This window comes from Thermococcus chitonophagus (genome assembly GCF_002214605.1).
Lineage (GTDB): Archaea > Methanobacteriota_B > Thermococci > Thermococcales > Thermococcaceae > Pyrococcus > Pyrococcus chitonophagus.
On the sequence record NZ_CP015193.1, the window covers coordinates 1,355,582 to 1,375,978 of the forward strand.

Annotated in this window: 24 protein-coding genes and 1 riboswitch; of the genes, 6 read left to right on the top strand and 18 right to left on the bottom strand. The window is 44.7% G+C overall.

The window, feature by feature from the left end; genetic code table 11:
* The 8 genes from A3L04_RS07645 to A3L04_RS07680 are packed head-to-tail and all read right to left on the bottom strand — an operon-like array spanning position 1 to position 3,981.
* Entirely contained in the window at positions 1 to 1,533 is a 1,533-nt protein-coding gene (locus tag A3L04_RS07645; protein ID WP_068578454.1) for a proton-conducting transporter transmembrane domain-containing protein, read from the bottom strand.
* Positions 1,530 to 1,883 carry an NADH-quinone oxidoreductase subunit K gene (locus tag A3L04_RS07650; protein ID WP_068578457.1) on the bottom strand — a complete coding sequence of 118 codons (354 nt, stop codon included), beginning with the start codon at positions 1,881 to 1,883 and terminating at the stop codon, positions 1,530 to 1,532. Before A3L04_RS07650 ends, A3L04_RS07645 begins: the two co-directional genes overlap by 4 nt.
* On the bottom strand, positions 1,880 to 2,326 hold the full coding sequence (locus tag A3L04_RS07655; protein ID WP_068578459.1) for a Na(+)/H(+) antiporter subunit B: 447 nt from the start codon (positions 2,324 to 2,326) through the stop codon (positions 1,880 to 1,882). Before A3L04_RS07655 ends, A3L04_RS07650 begins: the two co-directional genes overlap by 4 nt.
* Positions 2,319 to 2,618, bottom strand: a complete 300-nt coding sequence (gene mbhE / locus A3L04_RS07660) for a hydrogen gas-evolving membrane-bound hydrogenase subunit E (RefSeq protein WP_068578461.1) — start codon at positions 2,616 to 2,618, stop codon at positions 2,319 to 2,321. Before mbhE ends, A3L04_RS07655 begins: the two co-directional genes overlap by 8 nt.
* On the bottom strand, positions 2,615 to 2,872 hold the full coding sequence (locus A3L04_RS07665) for a DUF4040 domain-containing protein (protein WP_068578462.1): 258 nt from the start codon (positions 2,870 to 2,872) through the stop codon (positions 2,615 to 2,617). Before A3L04_RS07665 ends, mbhE begins: the two co-directional genes overlap by 4 nt.
* Positions 2,862 to 3,230, bottom strand: coding sequence for a monovalent cation/H(+) antiporter subunit G (mnhG, locus tag A3L04_RS07670; RefSeq protein WP_068578464.1), 369 nt, complete (start codon positions 3,228 to 3,230; stop codon positions 2,862 to 2,864). The genes A3L04_RS07665 and mnhG overlap by 11 nt, the downstream gene beginning before the upstream one ends.
* Positions 3,227 to 3,481, bottom strand: coding sequence for a cation:proton antiporter (locus tag A3L04_RS07675; RefSeq protein WP_014734422.1), 255 nt, complete (start codon positions 3,479 to 3,481; stop codon positions 3,227 to 3,229). The genes mnhG and A3L04_RS07675 overlap by 4 nt, the downstream gene beginning before the upstream one ends.
* Positions 3,478 to 3,981 (bottom strand): monovalent cation/H+ antiporter subunit E, encoded by a 504-nt coding sequence (locus A3L04_RS07680; protein WP_068578466.1) that lies wholly within the window; start codon positions 3,979 to 3,981, stop codon positions 3,478 to 3,480. The genes A3L04_RS07675 and A3L04_RS07680 overlap by 4 nt, the downstream gene beginning before the upstream one ends.
* Before the next feature lie 240 nt (positions 3,982 to 4,221).
* Between A3L04_RS07680 and trxB the strand changes: the two genes are divergently transcribed.
* Positions 4,222 to 5,214 carry a thioredoxin-disulfide reductase gene (gene trxB / locus A3L04_RS07685; RefSeq protein ID WP_068578469.1) on the top strand — a complete coding sequence of 331 codons (993 nt, stop codon included), beginning with the start codon at positions 4,222 to 4,224 and terminating at the stop codon, positions 5,212 to 5,214.
* A 95-nt stretch (positions 5,215 to 5,309) separates the two neighbouring features.
* A complete protein-coding gene (locus tag A3L04_RS07690; protein WP_068578471.1) occupies positions 5,310 to 6,674 on the top strand; it encodes an acetyl ornithine aminotransferase family protein in 1,365 nt (454 codons plus the stop codon).
* On the opposite strand, the gene A3L04_RS07695 is transcribed toward A3L04_RS07690, so the two are convergent.
* Positions 6,668 to 7,357: a phosphoglycolate phosphatase gene (locus tag A3L04_RS07695; protein WP_068578473.1), complete on the bottom strand. Its 690-nt coding sequence runs from the start codon at positions 7,355 to 7,357 to the stop codon at positions 6,668 to 6,670. The genes A3L04_RS07690 and A3L04_RS07695 overlap by 7 nt on opposite strands.
* Positions 7,358 to 7,472: 115 nt before the next feature.
* Positions 7,473 to 7,553: riboswitch (Fluoride riboswitch) on the top strand.
* A gap of 21 nt (positions 7,554 to 7,574) precedes the next feature.
* On the opposite strand from A3L04_RS07695, the gene A3L04_RS07700 reads away from it, so the two are divergent.
* From A3L04_RS07700 to trm5b, 4 genes are read left to right on the top strand one after another with little or no spacing between them, the layout of a single operon-like run.
* The gene (locus A3L04_RS07700; RefSeq protein ID WP_068578475.1) at positions 7,575 to 8,429 is read left to right on the top strand and encodes a prenyltransferase/squalene oxidase repeat-containing protein; all 855 of its coding nucleotides are present in this window, start codon (positions 7,575 to 7,577) and stop codon (positions 8,427 to 8,429) included.
* Positions 8,429 to 8,740, top strand: a complete 312-nt coding sequence (locus A3L04_RS07705) for a hypothetical protein (RefSeq protein ID WP_084448895.1) — start codon at positions 8,429 to 8,431, stop codon at positions 8,738 to 8,740. Before A3L04_RS07700 ends, A3L04_RS07705 begins: the two co-directional genes overlap by 1 nt.
* Positions 8,715 to 9,134: a hypothetical protein gene (locus A3L04_RS07710; protein ID WP_068578479.1), complete on the top strand. Its 420-nt coding sequence runs from the start codon at positions 8,715 to 8,717 to the stop codon at positions 9,132 to 9,134. The genes A3L04_RS07705 and A3L04_RS07710 overlap by 26 nt, the downstream gene beginning before the upstream one ends.
* Positions 9,103 to 10,104 (top strand): tRNA (guanine(37)-N1)-methyltransferase Trm5b, encoded by a 1,002-nt coding sequence (gene trm5b, locus A3L04_RS07715; protein ID WP_068578481.1) that lies wholly within the window; start codon positions 9,103 to 9,105, stop codon positions 10,102 to 10,104. Before A3L04_RS07710 ends, trm5b begins: the two co-directional genes overlap by 32 nt.
* Here the strand turns inward: trm5b and fen are convergent.
* The 9 genes from fen to A3L04_RS07760 form a co-directional block, all read right to left on the bottom strand.
* On the bottom strand, positions 10,091 to 11,116 hold the full coding sequence (fen, locus tag A3L04_RS07720; protein WP_068578482.1) for a flap endonuclease-1: 1,026 nt from the start codon (positions 11,114 to 11,116) through the stop codon (positions 10,091 to 10,093). The genes trm5b and fen overlap by 14 nt on opposite strands.
* 93 nt (positions 11,117 to 11,209) lie before the next feature.
* On the bottom strand, positions 11,210 to 11,587 hold the full coding sequence (locus tag A3L04_RS07725) for a phosphate-starvation-inducible PsiE family protein (protein WP_068578484.1): 378 nt from the start codon (positions 11,585 to 11,587) through the stop codon (positions 11,210 to 11,212).
* A 27-nt stretch (positions 11,588 to 11,614) separates the two neighbouring features.
* On the bottom strand, positions 11,615 to 12,595 hold the full coding sequence (locus A3L04_RS07730) for an ABC transporter ATP-binding protein (protein ID WP_068578486.1): 981 nt from the start codon (positions 12,593 to 12,595) through the stop codon (positions 11,615 to 11,617).
* Positions 12,596 to 12,605: 10 nt separating this feature from the next.
* The gene (locus A3L04_RS07735; protein ID WP_068578488.1) at positions 12,606 to 13,586 is read right to left on the bottom strand and encodes an ABC transporter ATP-binding protein; all 981 of its coding nucleotides are present in this window, start codon (positions 13,584 to 13,586) and stop codon (positions 12,606 to 12,608) included.
* Entirely contained in the window at positions 13,579 to 14,736 is a 1,158-nt protein-coding gene (locus tag A3L04_RS07740) for an ABC transporter permease (RefSeq protein ID WP_068578490.1), read from the bottom strand. Before A3L04_RS07740 ends, A3L04_RS07735 begins: the two co-directional genes overlap by 8 nt.
* A 13-nt stretch (positions 14,737 to 14,749) precedes the next feature.
* Positions 14,750 to 15,748, bottom strand: a complete 999-nt coding sequence (locus A3L04_RS07745) for an ABC transporter permease (RefSeq protein WP_068578492.1) — start codon at positions 15,746 to 15,748, stop codon at positions 14,750 to 14,752.
* Between the two features lie 168 nt (positions 15,749 to 15,916).
* The gene (locus tag A3L04_RS07750; protein WP_068578494.1) at positions 15,917 to 18,037 is read right to left on the bottom strand and encodes an ABC transporter substrate-binding protein; all 2,121 of its coding nucleotides are present in this window, start codon (positions 18,035 to 18,037) and stop codon (positions 15,917 to 15,919) included.
* A 229-nt stretch (positions 18,038 to 18,266) separates the two neighbouring features.
* Positions 18,267 to 18,944, bottom strand: coding sequence for a UMP kinase (pyrH, locus tag A3L04_RS07755; protein WP_068578496.1), 678 nt, complete (start codon positions 18,942 to 18,944; stop codon positions 18,267 to 18,269).
* A gap of 127 nt (positions 18,945 to 19,071) precedes the next feature.
* A complete protein-coding gene (locus A3L04_RS07760) occupies positions 19,072 to 20,397 on the bottom strand; it encodes a pyridoxal-phosphate dependent enzyme (RefSeq protein ID WP_068578498.1) in 1,326 nt (441 codons plus the stop codon).

Here is a 20,397-nt window from a genome sequence, read left to right on the forward strand (position 1 = left end):
TCAACCACCTCCCATCAGGGTTGCAACATAGCCAAGGATATCCCAGAGGCTCCTCGCCGCGGGAATCATGAACTTGTCGCTTATCTGCCATGGGAAGAATCCCATGACTATTATCGCCAGCACGAGGATGAACATTGGAAGCAACATTGAAATCCCTGGGTCTTTGGCGTTGAGTACTTTCTCGCTTGGCCTTCCAAAGAACGTGAACAGAACCCTTACATAGGCCGCGGTACAGAATGCCGTTCCTATTATCGCTATCGCACCAACTATTGGATTGAAGAGTGCCGAGCTCTCGTAGATCAACCACTTGCTCGCGAAGCCGTTCAGAGGCGGCATACCAACTATCGCCGCGGCACCGATTAAGAATGCAAATGAAGTCTTTGGCATGGTCTTTGCTAAACCGCTCAATTCATTGAGATTCCTCGTCCCAATTTCGTGGATTACCGCTCCAGCTACAAGGAAGAGGAGGGCTTTCATTATCGCGTGATTAACTACATGATATATTGCTCCAGCCAGTGCAACTTCCCCAACCTTCGTTCCATAGGCTACTATTCCTATACCCAGACCGAGGAGTATGTAGCCTATCTGACCGACTGAAGAATATGCAAGTAACCTTTTCATGTCCTCCTGCACCACTGCCATTGCATTTCCCACTATCAGGGTTATGCAGGCGAAGAAGATTATTATCCAGCCAACGGTTACCGGGTTGAGGGCTGGCCAGAATATGCTAAAGATTATCCTTGCCATTGCATATATTCCACCCACCTTGATGACGAGACCTGATAACATTGCTGAAATTGAGCTTGGTGCAGCTGGGTGAGCATCTGCAAGCCACATGTGAACTGGAGAAGCACCACTCTTGAACAGTAGCCCTCCCAAGAATAATGCTAAGGCCACCTTGGCAACTATCGTTGGATTCTGTGAGATCTTAACCGCCAAGTAGCCCATGGTTAATGTTCCATACTGGCCATATAGGAGGGTAATCCCCAGGAGTATGAAGCTACTCGCCAATGAACCCACGAACATGTACTTGATACCAGCCTCAATCCCTTCCCACGTGTCATTTCTGAATGCAACTAGAGCATAGCTTGCAATGCTCATTATCTCAAGGAATACATAGAAGTTGAAGATATCACCTGTTATCGCTATACCAAGCATTCCCAGTTCTAGTATTAGGATCAAAGTGTAAAACTTCTCAAGGCCAGTATCGTGCTTCATGTACTCTATTGAGTACAAAACTGCGAGGAAACTCACAAACGTTATTATGAGCACCATTATTGCTCCGAACTTATCTACCTCCCAAACGATCCTAATTGGGAAGTCCGCCTTGCCGAAGGGACTCTTGGCTCCCAGCGTGTAGAGTAATGTTCCCTTGCTCCACACCTCCCTGAACACCTGAATACCCACTATAAGAGTAGCAAAGCTTATTATTGTAGCCCATGCTTCCTTCGCTTTCCCTTTTAGCAGGCTCACTATTGGCATTGAAAACGCTCCAAATAATGGGATGATTATGAGGAACGGTAACCACATCATCCCCTCAACCTCCTAAGCTTTGTTACATCAAGCGTTCCATAGTGTCTGTAAGCGTTAACAGTAAGAGCGACTGCCAACGAGAGGACACAAACTCCAATGACTATGCTCGTAAGCACTAAAGCCTGGGGAATTGGCGCGACCATGGCTCCACCTTCATAGCCAGTGTAAATTGGGGCGGTTGGTAGAAGACCATTTTCCATCCTGTAGCCTTCGCTGATGAGAAGGAGGTGAATTCCCGAGTCAATTAAGTCAAGGGCCAGTATCAGCTTGATTAGGTTCCTCTTGTATAGTAGGGCATAAATTCCCAGGGCCACCATTATTATAGCTGTCAGATACTGGAAGGCTATCATTCCTTCCACCTCCTAAACAACGAGAGCGCAAATACTGCTGAGACTAGTCCGGTAAACACCTTAAGGCCAACTCCAAGGTTCATTATCGGAAGGAAACCCGCTGAAAGCAATGTCCCAGGCTTTCCATTGAACAGCGGACCGTTGTGCCAGAGCGTGTTGTAGAAGAACGCCACGCTTAAGCCAAGCATTGCCGCACCCAAGAACACCAGCCCACCTACTCCTTCCAATGCTGAATACAGGTTCTTGTTTATCTTCTCTTTTGCCGCCTTGAGTCCAAATGCCACTAGGAAGAGTATTCCAGCGCCGGCGATAGTAGCTCCTCCCTGGAAGCCACCTCCTGGGGTAAGGTGACCGTGCATGACAATGTAAGCACCGAATATACCGATAAATGGAACAAGTGCTCTCGCATTCGTTCTCACAATGAGTCCCATGTCCTCACTCATTTTCCTCCCTCCTCCAAGGCCTTAGAAGGGCAATTGCACCTGCTATTGCCGTAAAGAGAACCGTTGCCTCTCCAAGCGTATCGTAACCTCTGTAGTCAAATACTATGTCAGTAACGATGTTATTTCCTCCAACTTCCTCAACACCATGCTTTATGTAATAGTCATCGGTATAGCGATACTTTAGCCAGTCTTCTCCGCCGAGTCCAAATTTTATTCCGTACTTCGGACTTAAAGCTACCATTAATCCTGCAAATATCACGAGTAGAGACAGAAAGGCTAAAGCTCTCTTCATGGGGCCTCACGCTCCCACCTTTCAGTTTTCGCTATGGCGTAGATAACAACTGCAGTTACAACACCAGCACCAACCGCAGCTTCGGCTATGGCCACGTCCGGAGCATGGAGCATGTAGAATTCCAAGCTAAGGAGGAGACTCATTGCCGCTGCTGCTATCGCTGCTGCCAATAGATCCCTTAGAGTTATCATGAGGACAGATGAAACTATAATACCCAACAGAACTATGAACTGGATGATCATGTCAACATTCATTCTCCTCCCTCCTTTTCATATAGGCATCAACCACTGCTCTCTTCGGCATATATCCACTTAGGTGGGCAGCTTTGGCTATTGCATGGGCTCCAACTGGGTTCGTCATGAGAAGTGCGAACATTGCAACGAAGCTGTGAATGGCCATCTGAAGATACTTAGGATTGCCAGTTTCCTTTAGCCTCACTACTGAGTGAACTATGACCGCGAACACCGCAAACATCGTTCCAAAGGTCGTGCACTTAGTCGCTCCATGCAACCTTGTATACACGTCCGGGAACCTATGAAGGGCTATGCTACCAAGCAAGTTGAACACCACGCTAATCCCGAGGAAAGCCATTATCAGGTAATCAGCTATCATGATAATCCCCCCTGAAGGTACTTCGCTATTATTAATGTTCCAACATAGCTCAGCAGTGCGTAAACTATCGCTATATCAATGTAAATTGCCCTCTCGTACGCTGCCCCCAAGAGAACCATCGCTGCCACAACGAGGGTATTCATGGTATCAAGAGCGACTACCCTGTCTGGAACTGAGGGGCCTAGTATCAGTCGAAGGAGTGTTATTAGACCTGCTATTCCGATGAGAAGAGTTGCATAAAAGAACATCATTCTCCCAACCTCCTAGCCCACTTTTCAAACGGGCCTGAAACAGGTTCAGAGCTTTCGGGCCATTCTTGTCCTTCAGGTATATTGATCCAGTGAACATAGAGGGCTTTCTCATCTGGACAAGCTTCGATTGTTAGAGTTCCTGGGGTCAAAGTTATTGAATTGGACAGAATTGTATACTGGGCATCGTTCTCTAGATCAACAGGAACCCTAACGATCCCTGGCCTTATTTTTCCTGTAATGACTCTATAGGCAACATCAAAGTTTGCCTTGACCATGCCCCAGAAGAGCACTGGGAAGTACGCCATGAACATTATCCACTTCACTGGATTTAAGAACCTCGAGGCCTTTTCTCCAATTATGTCCCTTGTCGCATAAGCCACTATTACTGAGAATATTAAGCCTGCCACTAGTTCCTGTACGTTCCAAAGCATTCCCTTGCTACCAACAGTGAGCACGAGCCAAATGAAATACGCCCACGCGAAAGCCGTAATGAATGACATAACTCAACCCCCTCAACCATTGGTTTGAAACAGTATTTCAAGAGCTTATTTCTTCTCCTTTCAAACCAAGTTGGCTCTAAAATCTTAAAAGGGTTTTTTAAAGCGATGAGTTTTAAACAAAAGTCCCCAACTTTTGGTTAAGTATTTCAGGTTAATTAATGTTACACACCTCTGTCCCAAAATGCTTTTAAATATTCACCAACTATTGTGTGCCAGCGAGAGAAAGGAGGTGAGTTCAAAATGTTCAGTTTAGGGGGACTAACAAAAAGCACTGTCGATGAGAGCAAGGTCTGGGACGTAATAATCATCGGTGCTGGGCCAGCAGGGTACACAGCGGCAATTTACGCCGCGAGATTTGGTCTTGAGACAATAATTATCACAAAAGATCTCGGAGGAAACATGGCCATAACGGACCTAATAGAGAACTACCCAGGATTTCCAGAAGGGATAAGTGGCTCAGAACTCTCCAACAGAATGTATGAGCAAGTTAAGAAGTATGGGGTCGACGTTATATTTGATGAAGTCATTAGGATAGACCCAACTGAATGCGCATATTATGAAGGACCTTGCCACTTTAGTGTTAAAACAGCAAATGGAAAGGAGTATAGATCTAAGACAATAATAATCGCAGTTGGAGCAGAACCTAGGAAGCTAAATGTCCCAGGAGAGAAGGAGTTCACGGGAAGGGGAGTTAGTTACTGTGCAACTTGTGACGGACCGTTATTCGTCGGTAAGGAAGTCATCGTAGTTGGCGGAGGAAATACGGCACTTCAAGAAGCTTTATATCTGCACAGTATTGGAGTTAAAGTTACTCTAGTCCATAGGAGAGACAAGTTCAGGGCAGATAAGATCCTCCAAGATAGACTTAAGGAAGCTGGAATACCAACAATTCTTAATACTGTAGTTACAGAAATTAAGGGGACAAACAAAGTCGAGAGTGTCGTTTTGAAGAACGTTAAGACTGGAGAGATATTTGAGAAAAAAGTCGATGGGGTGTTCATATTCATCGGCTATGAGCCAAAAACAGATTTTGTTAAGCATCTTGGAATTACCGACGAGTACGGTTACATAAAGGTTGACATGTACATGAGGACAAAAGTCCCAGGAATATTTGCAGCTGGAGATATAACCAACGTATTCAAGCAAATTGCAGTAGCTGTCGGCCAAGGAGCAATTGCTGCAAATTCTGCAAAAGAGTTCATAGAAAGCTGGAACGGAAAGAGTATAGAGTGAACTTTTCTTTTCTCTGAAAATTTTTCGAACAAAAATGATCATTTTCGAGCTTAAAGTTAAAAGTCTGTTCTCCAACCTTTTCTGGGTGAGAGCAAATGGAGCTTAGACCAAATGTTAAGGAGATTCCTGGACCAAAAGCAAAAAAAGTAATTGAAGAGCACCACAAATACATGGCAACGACAACAAATGACCCAAACGAGTACTTTCTCGTTATCGAGAAGGCTGAAGGAGTTTACTGGATCGATGTTGATGGAAACGTGATCTTAGACTTCTCATCAGGAATTGGAGTCATGAATGTGGGGCTTAGAAACCCCAAGGTTATAGAGGCTATAAAGAAGCAACTTGACCTCGTTCTCCACGCCGCTGGAACAGACTATTATAACCCCTACCAGGTTGAGCTGGCAAAGAAGCTTGCAGAAATAGCCCCAGGAGATGTTGAGAGGAAAGTATTCCTTAGTAATAGCGGAACAGAGGCTGATGAAGCAGCTTTAAAGATAGCGAAGTGGTCCACGAACAGGAAGATGTTCATAGCCTTTATAGGAGCATTTCACGGAAGAACTCACGGAACTATGAGCCTAACTGCCAGTAAACCCGTTCAGAGGAGCAGAATGTTCCCAACAATGCCCGGAGTAGAGCACGTGCCATATCCGAACCCCTATAGAAACCCATGGCACATCGACGGTTACGAACACCCAGATGAGCTCGTGAACAGGGTTATCGAGTACATCGAGGAGTACCTATTCGAGCACTACGTTCCAGCTGAAGAGGTTGCCGGAATATTCTTTGAGCCAATTCAGGGTGAGGGCGGCTACGTAGTTCCACCGAAGAACTTCTTCAAGGAACTCAAGAAGCTAGCCGACAAGTATGGGATTTTACTAATCGATGACGAAGTTCAGATGGGAATGGGCAGGACAGGAAAGATGTGGGCAATTGAGCACTTCGACATTGTTCCAGATATAGTTACTGTTGCAAAGGCCCTCGGTGGTGGAATACCAATAGGAGCCACGATCTTTAGGAAGGACCTCGACTTTGGAGTCAGCGGAGTCCACAGCAACACCTTCGGAGGCAACGCCGTTGCAGCTGCCGCTGCCTTGGCAGTAATCGAGGAGCTCCAGAATGGATTGATAGAGAACGCCCAGAAGCTCGAGCCACTGTTCAGGGAGAGGCTTGAGGAAATGAAAGAGAAGTACGAGATAATTGGAGACGTCAGGGGACTTGGCCTCGCATGGGGTGTTGAGTTCGTCAAGGACAGGAAGACCAAGGAGTACGCAACGAAGGAGAGAAACGAGATAGTGGTCGAGGCACTCAAGAGGGGACTTGCACTGCTTGGCTGTGGAAAGAGCGCAATAAGGCTCATTCCACCGCTGATAATCAGCGAGGAAGAGGCAAAGATAGGGCTCGACATATTCGAAGAGGCAATAAAGGTAGTAAGCGAGAAGTACGGATACAAGATTCACTGAATCAAGGAGAGTACATGCCTTATCGCCTCTGCTCCTCCCTCCCCATAACTTTTCTTTGTTATGTAGTCAGCTTCCCTCTTTAGGGATTCTGGAGCCTGAGCAACTGCAATTTTATAACCAACAACCTTGAAGGCATCCAGATCGTTCTCCCCATCTCCAATGTGGGCAACTTCTCTCGGCTTTATCCCTAGGATTTCACAGGCTTTCTTTATTCCAGTCCCCTTGTTTATCCAAGGCTTCTTCACATGAATTGCAAAACCAGAATCAACTGCAACCAAGTTAAGGTTGAGCTCTCGTATGAGTGCTCTAACGGTATCAACGTCAATGGTTTCCCTCATTATTACGAGTCCAGCTTTCCTGTCGGGCATCGTGTGACTAGTTCTCGCATTTGGAAATTTCTTTCTTATCTCGTTCCACAAAACCCACTCCTCATCCATTGATGTTAAGAAAATCCTTCTCTTTTTGTATGAAATTGCTCCTCCATCTTCAGCAACTACGGGACCAGATGTCCCCAATAGGATGCTTGCTGCCTCAGCGAACTGAACTGTATTCCCCGTTACGAGCATTATTGGAATTCCTCTAGCCTCGGCTTCCCTTATAGCCTTCAATGCCTCTTCATGCACCTTCCTGTCAGGATAAGTTATCGTTCCGTCAATGTCAATTGATATTGCCCTAATCTTCATCTAACCACCTTTACCACTATTAAACTAAGGTTTTTAAATTAGCATTGAATAGTTTAAAATGGCCGGAACCCAGGAGATGAGCCGAAACCGGCAACGGGAGTAGGTAATCCTTGGGTTCCGTTGGGGCGATGGCGCCCGCCCGGGGCTTCGAGCCCGAACCGCCTCCCGTTGGGAGGCTGATGGCGCCTATTCTGAAAGCTTTACGGGAGGCGAGAGTATGGGCTCGAAGCTGAAGGAGTTTATTAACTTAGAAAAGGTGCTCGAATACGTTGAAAAGAGAAGACACGATGATGGAGGATACTGTTTCGTATCTCAACTCTCAGATACAAACATAAACGACACGTATTATGCCGTAAAGATTTACACTCTACTTGGAATGGAAGTTCCAGAGAAAGAGAAGACAATAGAGTTCCTCTATAACTCGGCACAAATGCAGACAGCAGCCGTTGGAGTCGCAATGGCCATCGAAGCTCTAGCAATTCTAGGGGCTAAGGATTTGGCTAGAGAGAAGCTAGAGCTACTGTTCAAGAAGTACAATCCAGTGGAAGGAAAATTTGCCGTTGGATTAGGGGGAAGTGAAGAGTTCGGAACGGCAACACCACTTGAGGCAACTTACTGGGCTTCCAAGGCCATGGAATCCGTAGACTACAGACCATCTCAGGAAATGAAAGAGAGAATTATGGAGTTCATAATGCAGTACAAAATGGGTGACGGCTTTGGTGTGGAGCACCCGACGACAACGATGACATATCAGGCATTGTACTCACTTAACTTCTTGGGACAGAAAATCGACACTAGACATTTTGAGCTCTGTGAAGTTTGTGGGGACTGGGGAGGCTTCACGGAAGTTCCCAACTCTCTTCCACCATACATAGAGCCAACGTTTTACGCACTGAGAGGACTGCAGATGCTTGGAAAGAGGGCCACATGCATAAGAAGACACATTAAGTTCATAAAAGCCTTGCAGAATCCGAACGGGGGATTCAGGAGAAGCTACGAGCTGGGGATTTCAAACTTCCAGAACACATATAGGGCACTCGCAAGCTTGGATGTACTTGTAAGGTGGCTGTAATGGAGATTTGGGTATCTGAAGAGGATATAGAGTTAATAAAAGCCAATAAGGAGAAGATAGAACAAATACTCAGATCAGAAGACAAACTCAGAGAGCTTCTTCTTTCCCTTAAATTTAAATTTCTTAAAGAACGACAATCTGCTTTAGAAAATAGATTAAGCAGAGTCTCCACAGAGTATGAAAGACTTGTAAAATTCTATGTACAGGCTGAGAATGACAAGATGAAAATGATGGAGCTAAGACTCAAGCTCCATAGAGAGAACGAGAGGTTAAGGAGGCAACTAAATGAAAGTCGTCTTCAAAGCAAGTAGATGGAACAAAGTTTCTATAGACGTTCCCGAAAAAGCCCTAAAAATGATAGAAAAAAGTGATTTTGAACTAATTGAAGTAATAAAAGCTATATGCAATGGAGAACTTGAAAACGAATTCTTGAATGACAATTTCGAAAAGATAGAGAAACTGGAGAAAGAACTCTTTGAGTTGGAAGGTAGATGGTCCTCAATTAGATTCAAAGCCTACCAACTAGCCTTAGATAATAAGAACTTAGCAATTCAACTATCAGGCATGATAGCTGAAAATGCACGACTCAGAAAAATGCTTGGATTAGAAGAAGGAGACTACCGAGAAGCTAAAGAACTTATAAAGAGATACCTAGTATTCAGTGGGACGGAGAATGGTTCTAGCGGTAAAAGTTCCCAGGACTGAGGGAGAGAAAGTTAGGAGGAAGTTACTCGAGCGTGGCGTGCTCGATAGGGGATACAAGATAAAAGTTGAGGGGGACTACATTCTCATCCCCGTAACTTCTGAGGTTGAGGGATTTGATATTGTTGATGTTGAGCTTGAAAAAGCAGAGAGAAGACCACACAGTTATAGAGAGGTAGTAAAGATACCAGAAACCCTACAAAAATTCCTTCCAAGCTCGTTCGACATAATAGGGGACATAGCGATAATAGAGATACCCGAGGAGCTCAAAGGATATGAGAGAGAAATTGGGGAGGCAATAATAAAGGTTCACAAGAACGTTAAGGCAGTATTCATGAAGGGAGGAAATGTTGAAGGAGAATACAGGGTCAGAGAGCTTATTCCCATAGCGGGAGAAAAGAGAACTGAAACCATCCACAGGGAGAACGGGATAAGGCTGAAGCTCGATGTTGCTAAGGTTTACTTCTCCCCCCGCCTAGCAACTGAGAGGATGAGGATATTTAACAGGACAAAAGCCAGAGAAGTTGTTTTCGATATGTTCGCGGGCGTTGGCCCTTACTCAATCTTGCTGGCTAAGAAGGCAAAAATTGTCTTTGCGTGCGATATAAATCCCTGGGCCATAAGATACATGGAGCAGAATATAAAGCTGAACAAGACATGGAACGTCGTTCCAATCTTAGGAGATGCCAGAGAAGTTGCGAAGAAAGTCAAAGCGGACAGGATAATAATGAACCTGCCAAGGTTTGCCAAAGATTTCTTAAGGGAAGCATTCACAAGCGCTAAGAATGGAACAATTATCCACTACTATGGATTCGGACCAGAGAAAGATCCCTTCGAAGACCACATTTGGGCTATTAAGAGGGTAGCCCGAGAATTCAACGCTGACGTTGAAATACTGGATAAAAGGATAATAAGGAACTATGCTCCCAGGCGGTACAACATAGCCATAGACTTCAAGGTCACCTTTTCATAAACCAGCTCTCCAGTGTCGACTGTCTTCCTGCCCTAACTGCCTTTTTAAGCCTCTCTAATCCATTTTTTACTCTCTCCTCGCTGAAGTCATGCTCATCGCAGAGGAACTTTAGAATCCCTTCCTCATCAGGCTCCTTCCACTGCAACTTGTATTCGTCGGTCACGGGAGGATTGAGGAAGAACTCTTTGATGGCATATAGGTCAACTTCACTCTGCTTCTGGAACTTGGCCAAGGGATCCTTCGAGTGCCTAACTATTTCCAATGCCTTCTTTGGTCCTATACCCTTTATTCCCCCAGGGTTATAGTCCGTGCCAACGAGAATGGCCAGCTCAATCAGCTTCTCCCTCGTAAGCTTTAGCGAGGAGAGAACTTCCTCAAGTACAACGAGTTCTGGCTTAACTTCCACGTAAACGTTCTTCCCAGGGAGTTTCCTCTTTCCAGTTATGGTAAGGTTCCTAACTAACCTGGGTGCTCCAAATAGAAGTGAGTCATAATCCTGGCTTGCAGAAGCGTAAACGTGGCCCTTAGATGCCATGTAAGCTGCTTGGGCCTCACCCTCACTTGGGGCTTGAACAACTGGAATGCCCATCAGCTCAAGTAGCTTCTTTGCATCCTCAATCAGCATCTCATTAACCCTAGTGGCCCTCTGGGCGTACTTTCTCGCCTCTTCTATATCACCCTTTGCAAGTGCTTCCCTCCATTTAACTTCTGCCTCTTCCCTAGCCTCCTTTCTCTTCTCTAGCTCCTTCTTTTTGAACTCCGGAGGCTTTCCATCGAAAACGTAAGCTGGCTTAATTCCTGCTTCCATTAGATTTATCGTCCTATAGAAGAGACCACTGAGGTGAGAGGTTATTCTTCCCTTAGAATCCATCAGTGGAGTACCATCTCTCTGCCTTATCGTGGACAGGAACTGGTAAATGGCGTTAAGGGCATCAATAGCAACCTTTTTCCCATATAAGTTCTCAAGCTCTATTTCCTTTCGTGGAATTAGCTCACCTATGGGAACACCCATAATATCACCTCAGCCTACCGGTGTGCTCATCACCTCTCAGATGAGGGGAAGGTTCATCATCTGATCTTATCTTGAATTCCGAGGATTATTAAGTTAATCATTTGGATTATCTTTTGTTAGATTAACGTATATCCATCCAAGCACAAATATTACTGCCGAAAAGCCAATAAGAACCTTGAAGTCATACATTTTCCCTATCATGATCTTTCTAACTATAGCCATTATTCCCAGTTCTGCAATCCTCCTCATGCTTACGTGATGTTCCCTTAAGTAGAGAGATAGGAGTTCATACATCTCAAGTAAGATTAAAACGAGTAGAAAATTCTCAAGTGCCAATTCAAGATTTCCAGAGAGGAGATGGATCACAGTCTTATACAACGCTACACTGATGAATCCTATTACAACTATCTCAAGCAAAGCCACGATAATGTCGAATACTGAAGTGAGCACTGAAACTATACTCCCACGCATTGCAAGGAGAATAAAAAGAGAAGGTATTTAAGCCTTAGCATAAAGCCAACAGGCCACAAAGTGATCCTTTTCAACTTCCACCATTGGGGGCTCCTTTTTATCGCATAGTCCTGCTTTAGCGTAGGGACACCTCGGGTGGAACCTACAACCTTCCGGCGGATTAATGGGGCTTGGTGGCTCTCCTGTAACCTTCATCCTCTTCTTTTTCATTTCTCTCGCGATATCCGGATCTGGTATCGGTATAGCCGAGAGGAGCATCTGGGTGTAGGGGTGTAATGGATTCTCGAAGATCCTATCGGCGGGACCTACTTCAACTAACTTGCCCAAGTACATCACACCAATCCTGTCGCTCATGTACTTAACTACACCCAAGTCGTGACTTATAAACAGGTATGTGAATCCGTGCTTCTCTTGAAGTTCCTTCAGGGTATTAAGGATGTTCGCCTGAACTGAAACGTCCAATGCTGATGTCGGCTCATCCAACACTATGAACTCGGGCTTTAACGCGAGAAGCCTAGCTAAGGCTATTCTCTGCCTCTGACCTCCGGAGAATTCATGAGGATAACGGTAGAGGTGCATCTCATTAAGACCAACACTTTCCAGTAGCTTTATCACGAATTCTTCCGGATCATCAACCTGAATTCCATGAAATCTTACCGGCTCCATGATTATTTGGAAGACGGTCTGCCTTGGATTAAGTGAAGAATAGGGATCCTGGAACATTATCTGAGCCTTCCTTCTGAACCACTTAAGCTCCTCACCTTTTAGCTTTGTAACGTCCTTGCCCATGAATATTATCTTACCATCGGTAGGCTCAATTAGCCTGAGTATTGTCCTTCCGGTTGTGGTCTTTCCACAACCACTTTCTCCTACTAGTCCAAATGTCTCACCCTTTCTTATTTCGAAGCTTACCCCATCAACTGCTTTTACCCATCCGACGGTTCTGAAGAGTCCTCTGACAGGGAAGTATTTCTTTAGATTTTCAACCTTAAGTACAGGCTCGGCCATTTAAATCACCTCAATACAAGTGACAAGCAACAAAGTGACCTGGCTCAATTTCTTTCAACTCTGGAACTTTCTGCTTGCAGATATCCATAACCCTTGGACATCTCGGATGGAATCTACATCCCGATGGAGGAGTTATTAGGTTTGGCACGGTTCCTGGGATAGCCTCAAGCTTCTCTATCTTAGTCATTGGATTAGGAACGGCCTTCAGGAGACCCTGGGTGTATGGATGCAATGGGTTCTTGAATATCTGATCGACGCTCCCTATCTCTACTATCTTTCCAGCGTACATCACTGCAACCCTATCTGCTGTCTCAGCCACTACACCCAAGTTGTGAGTTATCAGTATTATAGTGGCCTTGTATTCTTTCTTCATCTTCTCCAGCAATTCAAGAATCTGAGCCTGAACGGTCACATCCAAGGCCGTTGTTGGTTCATCAGCTATCAGTATCCTGGGATTGTTTGATACCCCAATTCCAATGACAACTCTCTGCTTCATACCACCTGAGAGCTCATGCGGATAGTTGTTTACTCTCCTCTCTGGATCAGGTATCAGGACTGATTTGAGGATTTGAATAGCCTTCTGGATGCCCTCTTTTATACTCTTGATCTTTCCGTGAACTTCCATCGCTTCAGCTATCTGGTACCCAACGGTGTAGAGGGGATCCAAGGAGGAGTGTGGATCTTGGAAAATGTAAGCAATCTCGTTGCCTCTAATCTGCCTTATTTCTTCTTCGCTAAGCTTTAGCAAATCAACAACACTACCATCTTCTCTATGGTAGAGAACTTGCCCCTCAACTATTCTTCCCGGGCTCTCGATCAGTTGCGTTAATGCTCTGGATGTAACACTCTTTCCACATCCTGTTTCACCTACCAATGCGAAGGTTTCTCCCTTGTAAACGTCAAAGGACACCTTTTCTATGGCCTTCACAATTCCTGCGTAAGTGTAAAAGTGAACGGTGAGATTTCTAACTTGGAGGATGGGTTCAGGCACTTTCCTCACCCTCCTTCTTGCTCTTCTTGACCTTGAACTCTATACTCCTTCTAGTCTTTGGATCGAGAATATCTCTCAATCCATCACCAAGCAGGTTCCATCCCAGGGCCGTCAGCAGAACCACTAGTCCCGGATAGAACACCAGCCACCAGCATCTCGGGAAGTACTGAGCACCGTCGTAAACTATCCTACCCCAGTCCGCTATTGGTGGTGTTGCACCTAGACCAAGGAAGCTCAGTCCCGCCTCCATTAGCACTACTCCACCGAAGTCAAGTGTTATGTAAACTAGAATTGGACCGATAATGTTGGGGAGAATGTGTCTGAAGAGTATCGTTCTCGTGGGAAGTCCTATAGCCCTAGCGGCTTCAACGTAGAGCTTTTCCCTCTCGGTTAGTGTCGAACCTCTTGTAATTCTAGCATATCCTGGCCACCATACGATTATCATTGCAACTATAACCGCAAGCAACCTTCCCAGGTTACCGGCCTCTCTCTTATCTAAGGCAAATATTGCAAGTACTATCTTCTCTAGAAGGGGATGACTTGTAATCAACGCCTGAAGCCTATCAGGTAGCACAGCGGAAAATGCTATTGCAAGTATCAATGCCGGGAATGAAAGGAACATGTCCGTTATACGCATTATCAGCTCATCTACTTTTCCTCCATAGTATCCAGCCACCAAACCTAAAATTATTCCCAGTGGGACTCCAAAGGCAATGACTATTATTGAGATGACGAAACTAGTTCTAGCACCTTGCAGAATAAGGCTGAGCAGGTCTCTACCGTAATGATCCGACCCCAGAGGGTAGTATATCACGGTATTGTTGTAATACTCTAATGTGGCCTTGCTCCCTGGGGGAACTAGGTAAACCTGGCTATAGTTAGAGGTATAGAGCGTTGGGAAGAAGTTATACTTCCATGGGGCAAGATATGGACCAAATATACCAACAAATATAAAGAGTATTACAAGGAACAAGCCTATTAGGGCTGGGGGGGATCTATTGAGGGCGTAAAGCATTAATCTCCATTCCTCTAACTTTGATCTGTTCTTTTCCATCCAGCCCTTCTTGAATAAGCTTATGAATTTACCTAAAGCAATTACAAATTTATCAGCGAGCTTGTCTAGTATGCTCTTCTTATATTCCTCTTGCATTCTAACTCACCCCTTAGTATCTAACTCTTGGATCTATGATCGCATACAGTATATCAACAATCAGGTTCGTTATGACGTATATCAGGGCATAGATGAAGGTTATTGCAACCACTACAGGGAAGTCAAGGTTCTGTATCGCCTGCACGGCATAGCTACCCATGCCAGGAAGCCCAAATACCGTCTCTGTAATTGGAGTACCTCCGAGCAATCCTCCAAACTGCAGACCAAGAACCGTTATTATCGGAACTAGAGCATTCTTGAGAGCATGCTTGTATATCCTCATCTTTGGTACTCCTTTTGCTTTCAGGAACTGGACAAAGTCAGAGCTCAAAGCTTCAAGGAAGCTGTTCCTCACAAATCTAGCTGTGACTCCCATGCCAAGAAATCCAAGGGTAAATCCTGGAAGCCAAAATCTTGCTAAGTGTTGCTTAAAGAGATCAAACTGCCCACGCAGGAGAGCATCTATCATTGGCACATGAGTTATTGGCTTTGGTATTGGCGGGACTCCTGCAATTGTCGTTATCCTATATTTAACAAAGAATATGTATAGCATTAGGTATCCTAGCCAGAATGCAGGTGTCGAAACTCCGAGTAGTGCAAATATCCTAACAGCTGTGTCTATCCAGCTGTTCCTCTTTAGGGCTGAAATTATACCCAGAGGAATACCAATTAATAGCATAAATATAAACGCTATTATAGCCAATTGTAACGTTACAGGGAATCTCTTACCAACGTCATACATGACAGGGTTTGATGTCCTTGGATCTATTATCGTATTTGTTAGGAGACCCTTCATGAGGAAGATGTACTGGTCGTACCATGGTTTGTCTAAGTGATATTGCTTCCTTATTAGTTCTATAGCCTCCTTAGTTGCTTTTTCTCCACCAGCCCACGCTTTTACGGGATCTGCTGGGATTTTATATGCGATTAGGAACACTATTAACGTCACTCCAATTATCGTTGGTATAAAAGTTAGCATTCTTCTTATCAGGAACTTTTTTAGGTTCGCCATTTTTGTCCCTCCATGAACATTATCACATGTAAATTCGCATCTAGGAATAGGAACATCCAAATAAAAATAATTTGCTCATCAAAGGTGATAAAACTTTGTCTCTAAGCTTCCTACACTGAAAATATGTTAACTGAAAACTTGAAAAATAAAAATAATATTCAAAGGGAATCAGCTAGAAACCTGAATGTTGACTTCCTTGAACTTCGTTGCGCCATAGAGGAATGGTCCAACCCAGTTATCGGAGTCAAGGTAGTCTGGGACCCAACCGACGATGTAGACGTCGAAGTCACCCTTCTCAGTCTTTCCTAGGTAGACTGGCCACTCATAGCTCTCAACAGTAACCTGGAAACCAAGCTGACTCCAGACGTTCTGGATGAGAGTCATAACCTTTTCACGCTGGGAGTTACCGGAGTTGTAGATTAGCTTGATCTTATACTTGGTCGGATCGATACCAGCCTCTTGCAGTAACTGCTTGGCCTTGGCTATGTTGTAGGTGTACTTGATTATACCGTACTCAGTGTAACCTGGCCATGGCTTGGGTATTGGTCCCCAGTTCCTCTCAAGCAGACCGTTGTATACTACCTTAGCGATCTGGTCGTATGGTATTGCATATGCTAGGGCCTGCCTAACCTTCACGTTGTTGAAGGGCTCTCTCTGGGTGTTGAAGACTATGAATGTAAGTATTGGCTGTAGTAGCTGGGTCTGCACTATTATCTTAAAGTTGCCCTTAGTAACTCCCTTCACGTCCTCAATCTTGTCAGTTGGTATTGCAGCAACATCAGCAGTTCCAGTAGTTAGTAGCTGAACTCTAGCGACAGCGTCATTGTTGATTATGTAAATAACCCTCTTGTGTCCTGGGTTCTTCGTGGCGTTCCAGTAGTATGGATTATACTCGAGAACTATGTAGCTGTTCTCCTGGTAGTCCTTCACGTAGAATGGTCCCGTACCAACTGGGTACTTGTGCATGAGCTGGTGAGTTGGATCATTTGCACCCTTCTGTACATACTTCGCCCACGCTGTTGGATCCTTACCGTAGTTGCTGTCCTTGAGGGCCTGCTCATACTTGTCACCAAGTAAGTACTCCATTGGAACAACACTAAGGAACGGATCGGCTAGGATGTTAAGTACTGCGGCATATGGGTGTGGCAATACTAGCTTGAACACTCCAGCTGTTGGTCCGTTGTATCCGAAGAACTCGAGTAACTCCTTAAGTGACTTAACTTCCTTAGTCTTGCCGTGGTATTCCGCAATGAGTGGGTGCTCCTGTAGGTACTTATCAAACTCATCTTCGGTAAGAGCTATGGAGTGGTTAACATCCATGAATGTTGTGACCATCCAGCTGACTGAGTGACCAAGTCTTGCAACACGCCAGAAGGTGAATGCAACATCGACTGCGTCAATTGGATAAGTCTTATCATGCCATGGGTCATAAGCTTTAACTCCTCCTCTGATGACGAAGTACCACTCAGTACCATCCTTGTTGTGGGCCCAAGCAACTGCAAGGTCTGGACTTACTTCTTCTGTCTCGTTCTTCCAGTATGTAACTAGGGTATCTCCTATCTCATGCCAAATTTCCCATCCAAAGGTCTCATAGGTCCATGCTGGATCGAAGCTCTCTGGCCATCCAATGGTAGCTATAACATATGTCTCAGGATCGTTCTTGTAGTCTCCAATTCCAGTATCAACAACTGGAGCATTCTTGTCTTCCCATAGGAGGTCATACCTCTCTGGGAGGGTTGGGTGGTAGTATCTTCCCTTGACCCAGCTCCAGTAGACACGTAGCTGCCTGTTCTGTCCGAGGATGACTTCAGGTACGTAGTAGTTACCCAGGATGTAGAGAGCCTTAAAGATTTCAGTTCTTATCTCTGGGTTTGTTTCCCTTCTTGCGGCAATAACAAGCGCGTCAACGTTAGTGTCCCTGAAGAACGCTGGATTAATTGCACCGAATCCCTGACCTTCCTCCATTAACTTCTTAACTGGGACGGTATTCTTCTCGTCAACAACATAAGTGACCCTAATAACCTTCTTTCCACTTGGTATTGAAACTGAAGGCTCAGCCCCCTTTGGCCCAACAACAACTATCGCAGTACCAGTATCAACTACTGTAACCTTTCCTAACTCAAGGATGGCATCGGTAACTTTCTTTGGCTGAGTCTGTGTTGGTGTTTGCGTTGGGCTCTGAGTCTGTGTTGGGCTCTGGGTTGTAGTCCCTCCCCCTATACATCCACTAGCAAACGTTCCAAATACGAGAATTCCAACCAATAGAATAGTCAACAAGGCCCTATTCATACCTGCATCACCTCAAGAGCTTCACGAATGAATGTAAGAGTGCATCGGGCTAATAAACTTTTCGTCTAGGTTGAGGCAGTTTGGTAAAAATATAAAGATTAATAGGGAACATATGGAACAAATGAACAAATGAAACATGACATTTAGTGATATCTCTGGAATTAGATATTTAATGTTCAATGAATATAAATAGCATTTTATGACCAAAATTATACATCACTCATCGTGATTAAGGTTCTATCGTTGTTCCATTATGGTTTCCCTTTACAACTTCAAACATTCTCGTAGCATCTTCCTTACCAATCACGTAAGTCTTAATTCCGCCCCTAACTATGACTTTTGCAGCCAATTGATCTATGACAGTACTCGCACCTGCCTTTTCAACTCCCCTGCTGACAAGCTTAAGTAAATCCTCGGCTTTCATTACAGAAATCTTTTTTGCATTTGGATTTTTCTTTGGATCATCTGTATACACTCCATCAACGTTCGTCACGACAACTAAAAGATCTGCTTTCAGAAATTCCGCTAACAATGCAGATACTGCATCCGTCGTATGACCTGGATGTGTCCCACCCATTACTGGTATTTTCTTAAGCTGTATTGCACGCCAGGCCTCCCAGAAATCTTCAACGACCTGGGGATAAGCTCTTTCTTTTAACGCTGCTATCAAAAGCATTGCATTAGCCCTCGTTATCTGGATCCCTATATAGTCTTTAAATGTCTCATTGGCTCCGAACTCTGAGGCAACGCCAATATACTCTCTAGCAACTCTCCCTCCTCCAACTACTATTGCCACTTCATGATCTTCACTGACTTTTATAAGCTCATATGCGAGCTTTTTTATGAAAGAAACATCTGGCTTCTCCGGGACTAGAACTGATCCCCCTATATCAAATACTATCCTCATTTTTAATCACCTCCTTTGCAGGCTGAAATTTCCTTTAGGATGTAGGAAAGTTCGCAAAGTCACTACAATTTACCACCCCTATGAGGGGATCCCCCTATTGTACCCGATAAAGCCACATGCCCGATGGTTAGCTCTCAAAGTTTTCAACGAGTCTAGCTCCTTTCTCCGTAAGCCTATAATATATCCTCTTCCCCCTCCTATAGGCTTCTTCGATGAGACCTAACTCCAGGAGCTCCTTAATATGCTGATGAACAGCTTGATACTTAAGGGGTTTTCCAAGAGCTTTCCATATTTCGTACGCATACATTTCAGTGTCCTTAAGAACCTTAAGGATGTCTAGCTTTGTTCCACCAATTGAGAACTTCTCCCTCCCGCCTCCTCCAGTTTTTAATCCTGATCCAGTGACAACAAGAACGGGCTTATCCCCTTTCTCAATGAAACCCTCCTCAACTAACTTTAAAAGGGCGGGCATGACAACCGCCGACGAAAGTTCAGCAAAGATGCCTTCATTAGCCAGCAACTTCTCTCCTAAGTCTATATCTTCCTCACTGACGATAACTGCTGTCCCATTGCTCTCCTTTATTGCCTCTATTGCCCGAGATTTCATTATTGGATTTCTAACGTAGAGACCCAGGGCTTTAATCTCCTTGCAACTCTTTTCAACTCCTAGGATTTCAGCAGCTATTGGATTGCACTTTTCAACTTGAACGGCAATAAGACGAGGCATCTCCCTAAGGACACCGATTTTAGATAACTCCTTGAACCCCTTATAAATTGAGTATAAGTAACTTCCACTACCCGTAGGAACAATAACGTGGGTAGGAGTCATCTCTTCCCACAATTCATACGCTATCGTCTTCTGTCCTTCGAGACCTACGATGTTATCTTCAGGAGTTACGTTGTAGAGGCCATTAAGCCTGGCAAGCTCCCTTGCGTATTCAATTGCATCATCAACACTCTCCCCATACCTAATTATCCTCGCTCCAAACGCAATCATCTGTATGAGCTTCCCCTTATCCACCTTTTTGGGAACTACAACGAAGGCTTCCTTTTCAGCCCTTGCAGAATATGCAGCAACAGAAGCTGCAGCATTTCCATCACTAGCTATAATAAATCCATTGGTAGTGTAGGGAAGACCATAAGATACTGCAACCGTTGCAAGCCTGTCTCTGAAAGAGCCAGTTGGATTTCTCGTTTCATCTTTTATGTACACATCAATACCCAACTTTTCACTTATCCTAGCCTTTATAAGAGGAGTTCCTCCCTCCCTAAGGGAGATAATCCTTTTTACAGGAGGTAAAAGCTCCTTGTATCTCCAAACTCCAGGGATTCTCCTTCGCCACTTTCTCACGTCAACCGAAGAGTAGTCATAGGTTATTTCTAGTTCCTGCCCACAAATGCAAAAAGGAGGGATTACCTCTACATATTCCCTTCCACATCTTGGGCACTTCAT

Excerpts from the sequence above, each read along its gene's own strand:
- A3L04_RS07645 (WP_068578454.1), bottom strand. The coding sequence starts at position 1,533 with ATGATGTGGTTACCGTTCCTCATAATCATCCCATTATTTGGAGCGTTT.
- A3L04_RS07650 (WP_068578457.1), bottom strand. The coding sequence starts at position 1,883 with ATGATAGCCTTCCAGTATCTGACAGCTATAATAATGGTGGCCCTGGGA.
- A3L04_RS07655 (WP_068578459.1), bottom strand. The coding sequence starts at position 2,326 with ATGAGTGAGGACATGGGACTCATTGTGAGAACGAATGCGAGAGCACTT.
- mbhE (WP_068578461.1), bottom strand. The coding sequence starts at position 2,618 with ATGAAGAGAGCTTTAGCCTTTCTGTCTCTACTCGTGATATTTGCAGGA.
- A3L04_RS07665 (WP_068578462.1), bottom strand. The coding sequence starts at position 2,872 with ATGAATGTTGACATGATCATCCAGTTCATAGTTCTGTTGGGTATTATA.
- mnhG (WP_068578464.1), bottom strand. The coding sequence starts at position 3,230 with ATGATAGCTGATTACCTGATAATGGCTTTCCTCGGGATTAGCGTGGTG.
- A3L04_RS07675 (WP_014734422.1), bottom strand. The coding sequence starts at position 3,481 with ATGATGTTCTTTTATGCAACTCTTCTCATCGGAATAGCAGGTCTAATA.
- A3L04_RS07680 (WP_068578466.1), bottom strand. The coding sequence starts at position 3,981 with ATGTCATTCATTACGGCTTTCGCGTGGGCGTATTTCATTTGGCTCGTG.
- trxB (WP_068578469.1), top strand. The coding sequence starts at position 4,222 with ATGTTCAGTTTAGGGGGACTAACAAAAAGCACTGTCGATGAGAGCAAG.
- A3L04_RS07690 (WP_068578471.1), top strand. The coding sequence starts at position 5,310 with ATGGAGCTTAGACCAAATGTTAAGGAGATTCCTGGACCAAAAGCAAAA.
- A3L04_RS07695 (WP_068578473.1), bottom strand. The coding sequence starts at position 7,357 with ATGAAGATTAGGGCAATATCAATTGACATTGACGGAACGATAACTTAT.
- A3L04_RS07700 (WP_068578475.1), top strand. The coding sequence starts at position 7,575 with ATGGGCTCGAAGCTGAAGGAGTTTATTAACTTAGAAAAGGTGCTCGAA.
- A3L04_RS07705 (WP_084448895.1), top strand. The coding sequence starts at position 8,429 with ATGGAGATTTGGGTATCTGAAGAGGATATAGAGTTAATAAAAGCCAAT.
- A3L04_RS07710 (WP_068578479.1), top strand. The coding sequence starts at position 8,715 with ATGAAAGTCGTCTTCAAAGCAAGTAGATGGAACAAAGTTTCTATAGAC.
- trm5b (WP_068578481.1), top strand. The coding sequence starts at position 9,103 with ATGGTTCTAGCGGTAAAAGTTCCCAGGACTGAGGGAGAGAAAGTTAGG.
- fen (WP_068578482.1), bottom strand. The coding sequence starts at position 11,116 with ATGGGTGTTCCCATAGGTGAGCTAATTCCACGAAAGGAAATAGAGCTT.
- A3L04_RS07725 (WP_068578484.1), bottom strand. The coding sequence starts at position 11,587 with ATGCGTGGGAGTATAGTTTCAGTGCTCACTTCAGTATTCGACATTATC.
- A3L04_RS07730 (WP_068578486.1), bottom strand. The coding sequence starts at position 12,595 with ATGGCCGAGCCTGTACTTAAGGTTGAAAATCTAAAGAAATACTTCCCT.
- A3L04_RS07740 (WP_068578490.1), bottom strand. The coding sequence starts at position 14,736 with ATGCAAGAGGAATATAAGAAGAGCATACTAGACAAGCTCGCTGATAAA.
- A3L04_RS07745 (WP_068578492.1), bottom strand. The coding sequence starts at position 15,748 with ATGGCGAACCTAAAAAAGTTCCTGATAAGAAGAATGCTAACTTTTATA.
- A3L04_RS07750 (WP_068578494.1), bottom strand. The coding sequence starts at position 18,037 with ATGAATAGGGCCTTGTTGACTATTCTATTGGTTGGAATTCTCGTATTT.
- pyrH (WP_068578496.1), bottom strand. The coding sequence starts at position 18,944 with ATGAGGATAGTATTTGATATAGGGGGATCAGTTCTAGTCCCGGAGAAG.
- A3L04_RS07760 (WP_068578498.1), bottom strand. The coding sequence starts at position 20,397 with ATGAAGTGCCCAAGATGTGGAAGGGAATATGTAGAGGTAATCCCTCCT.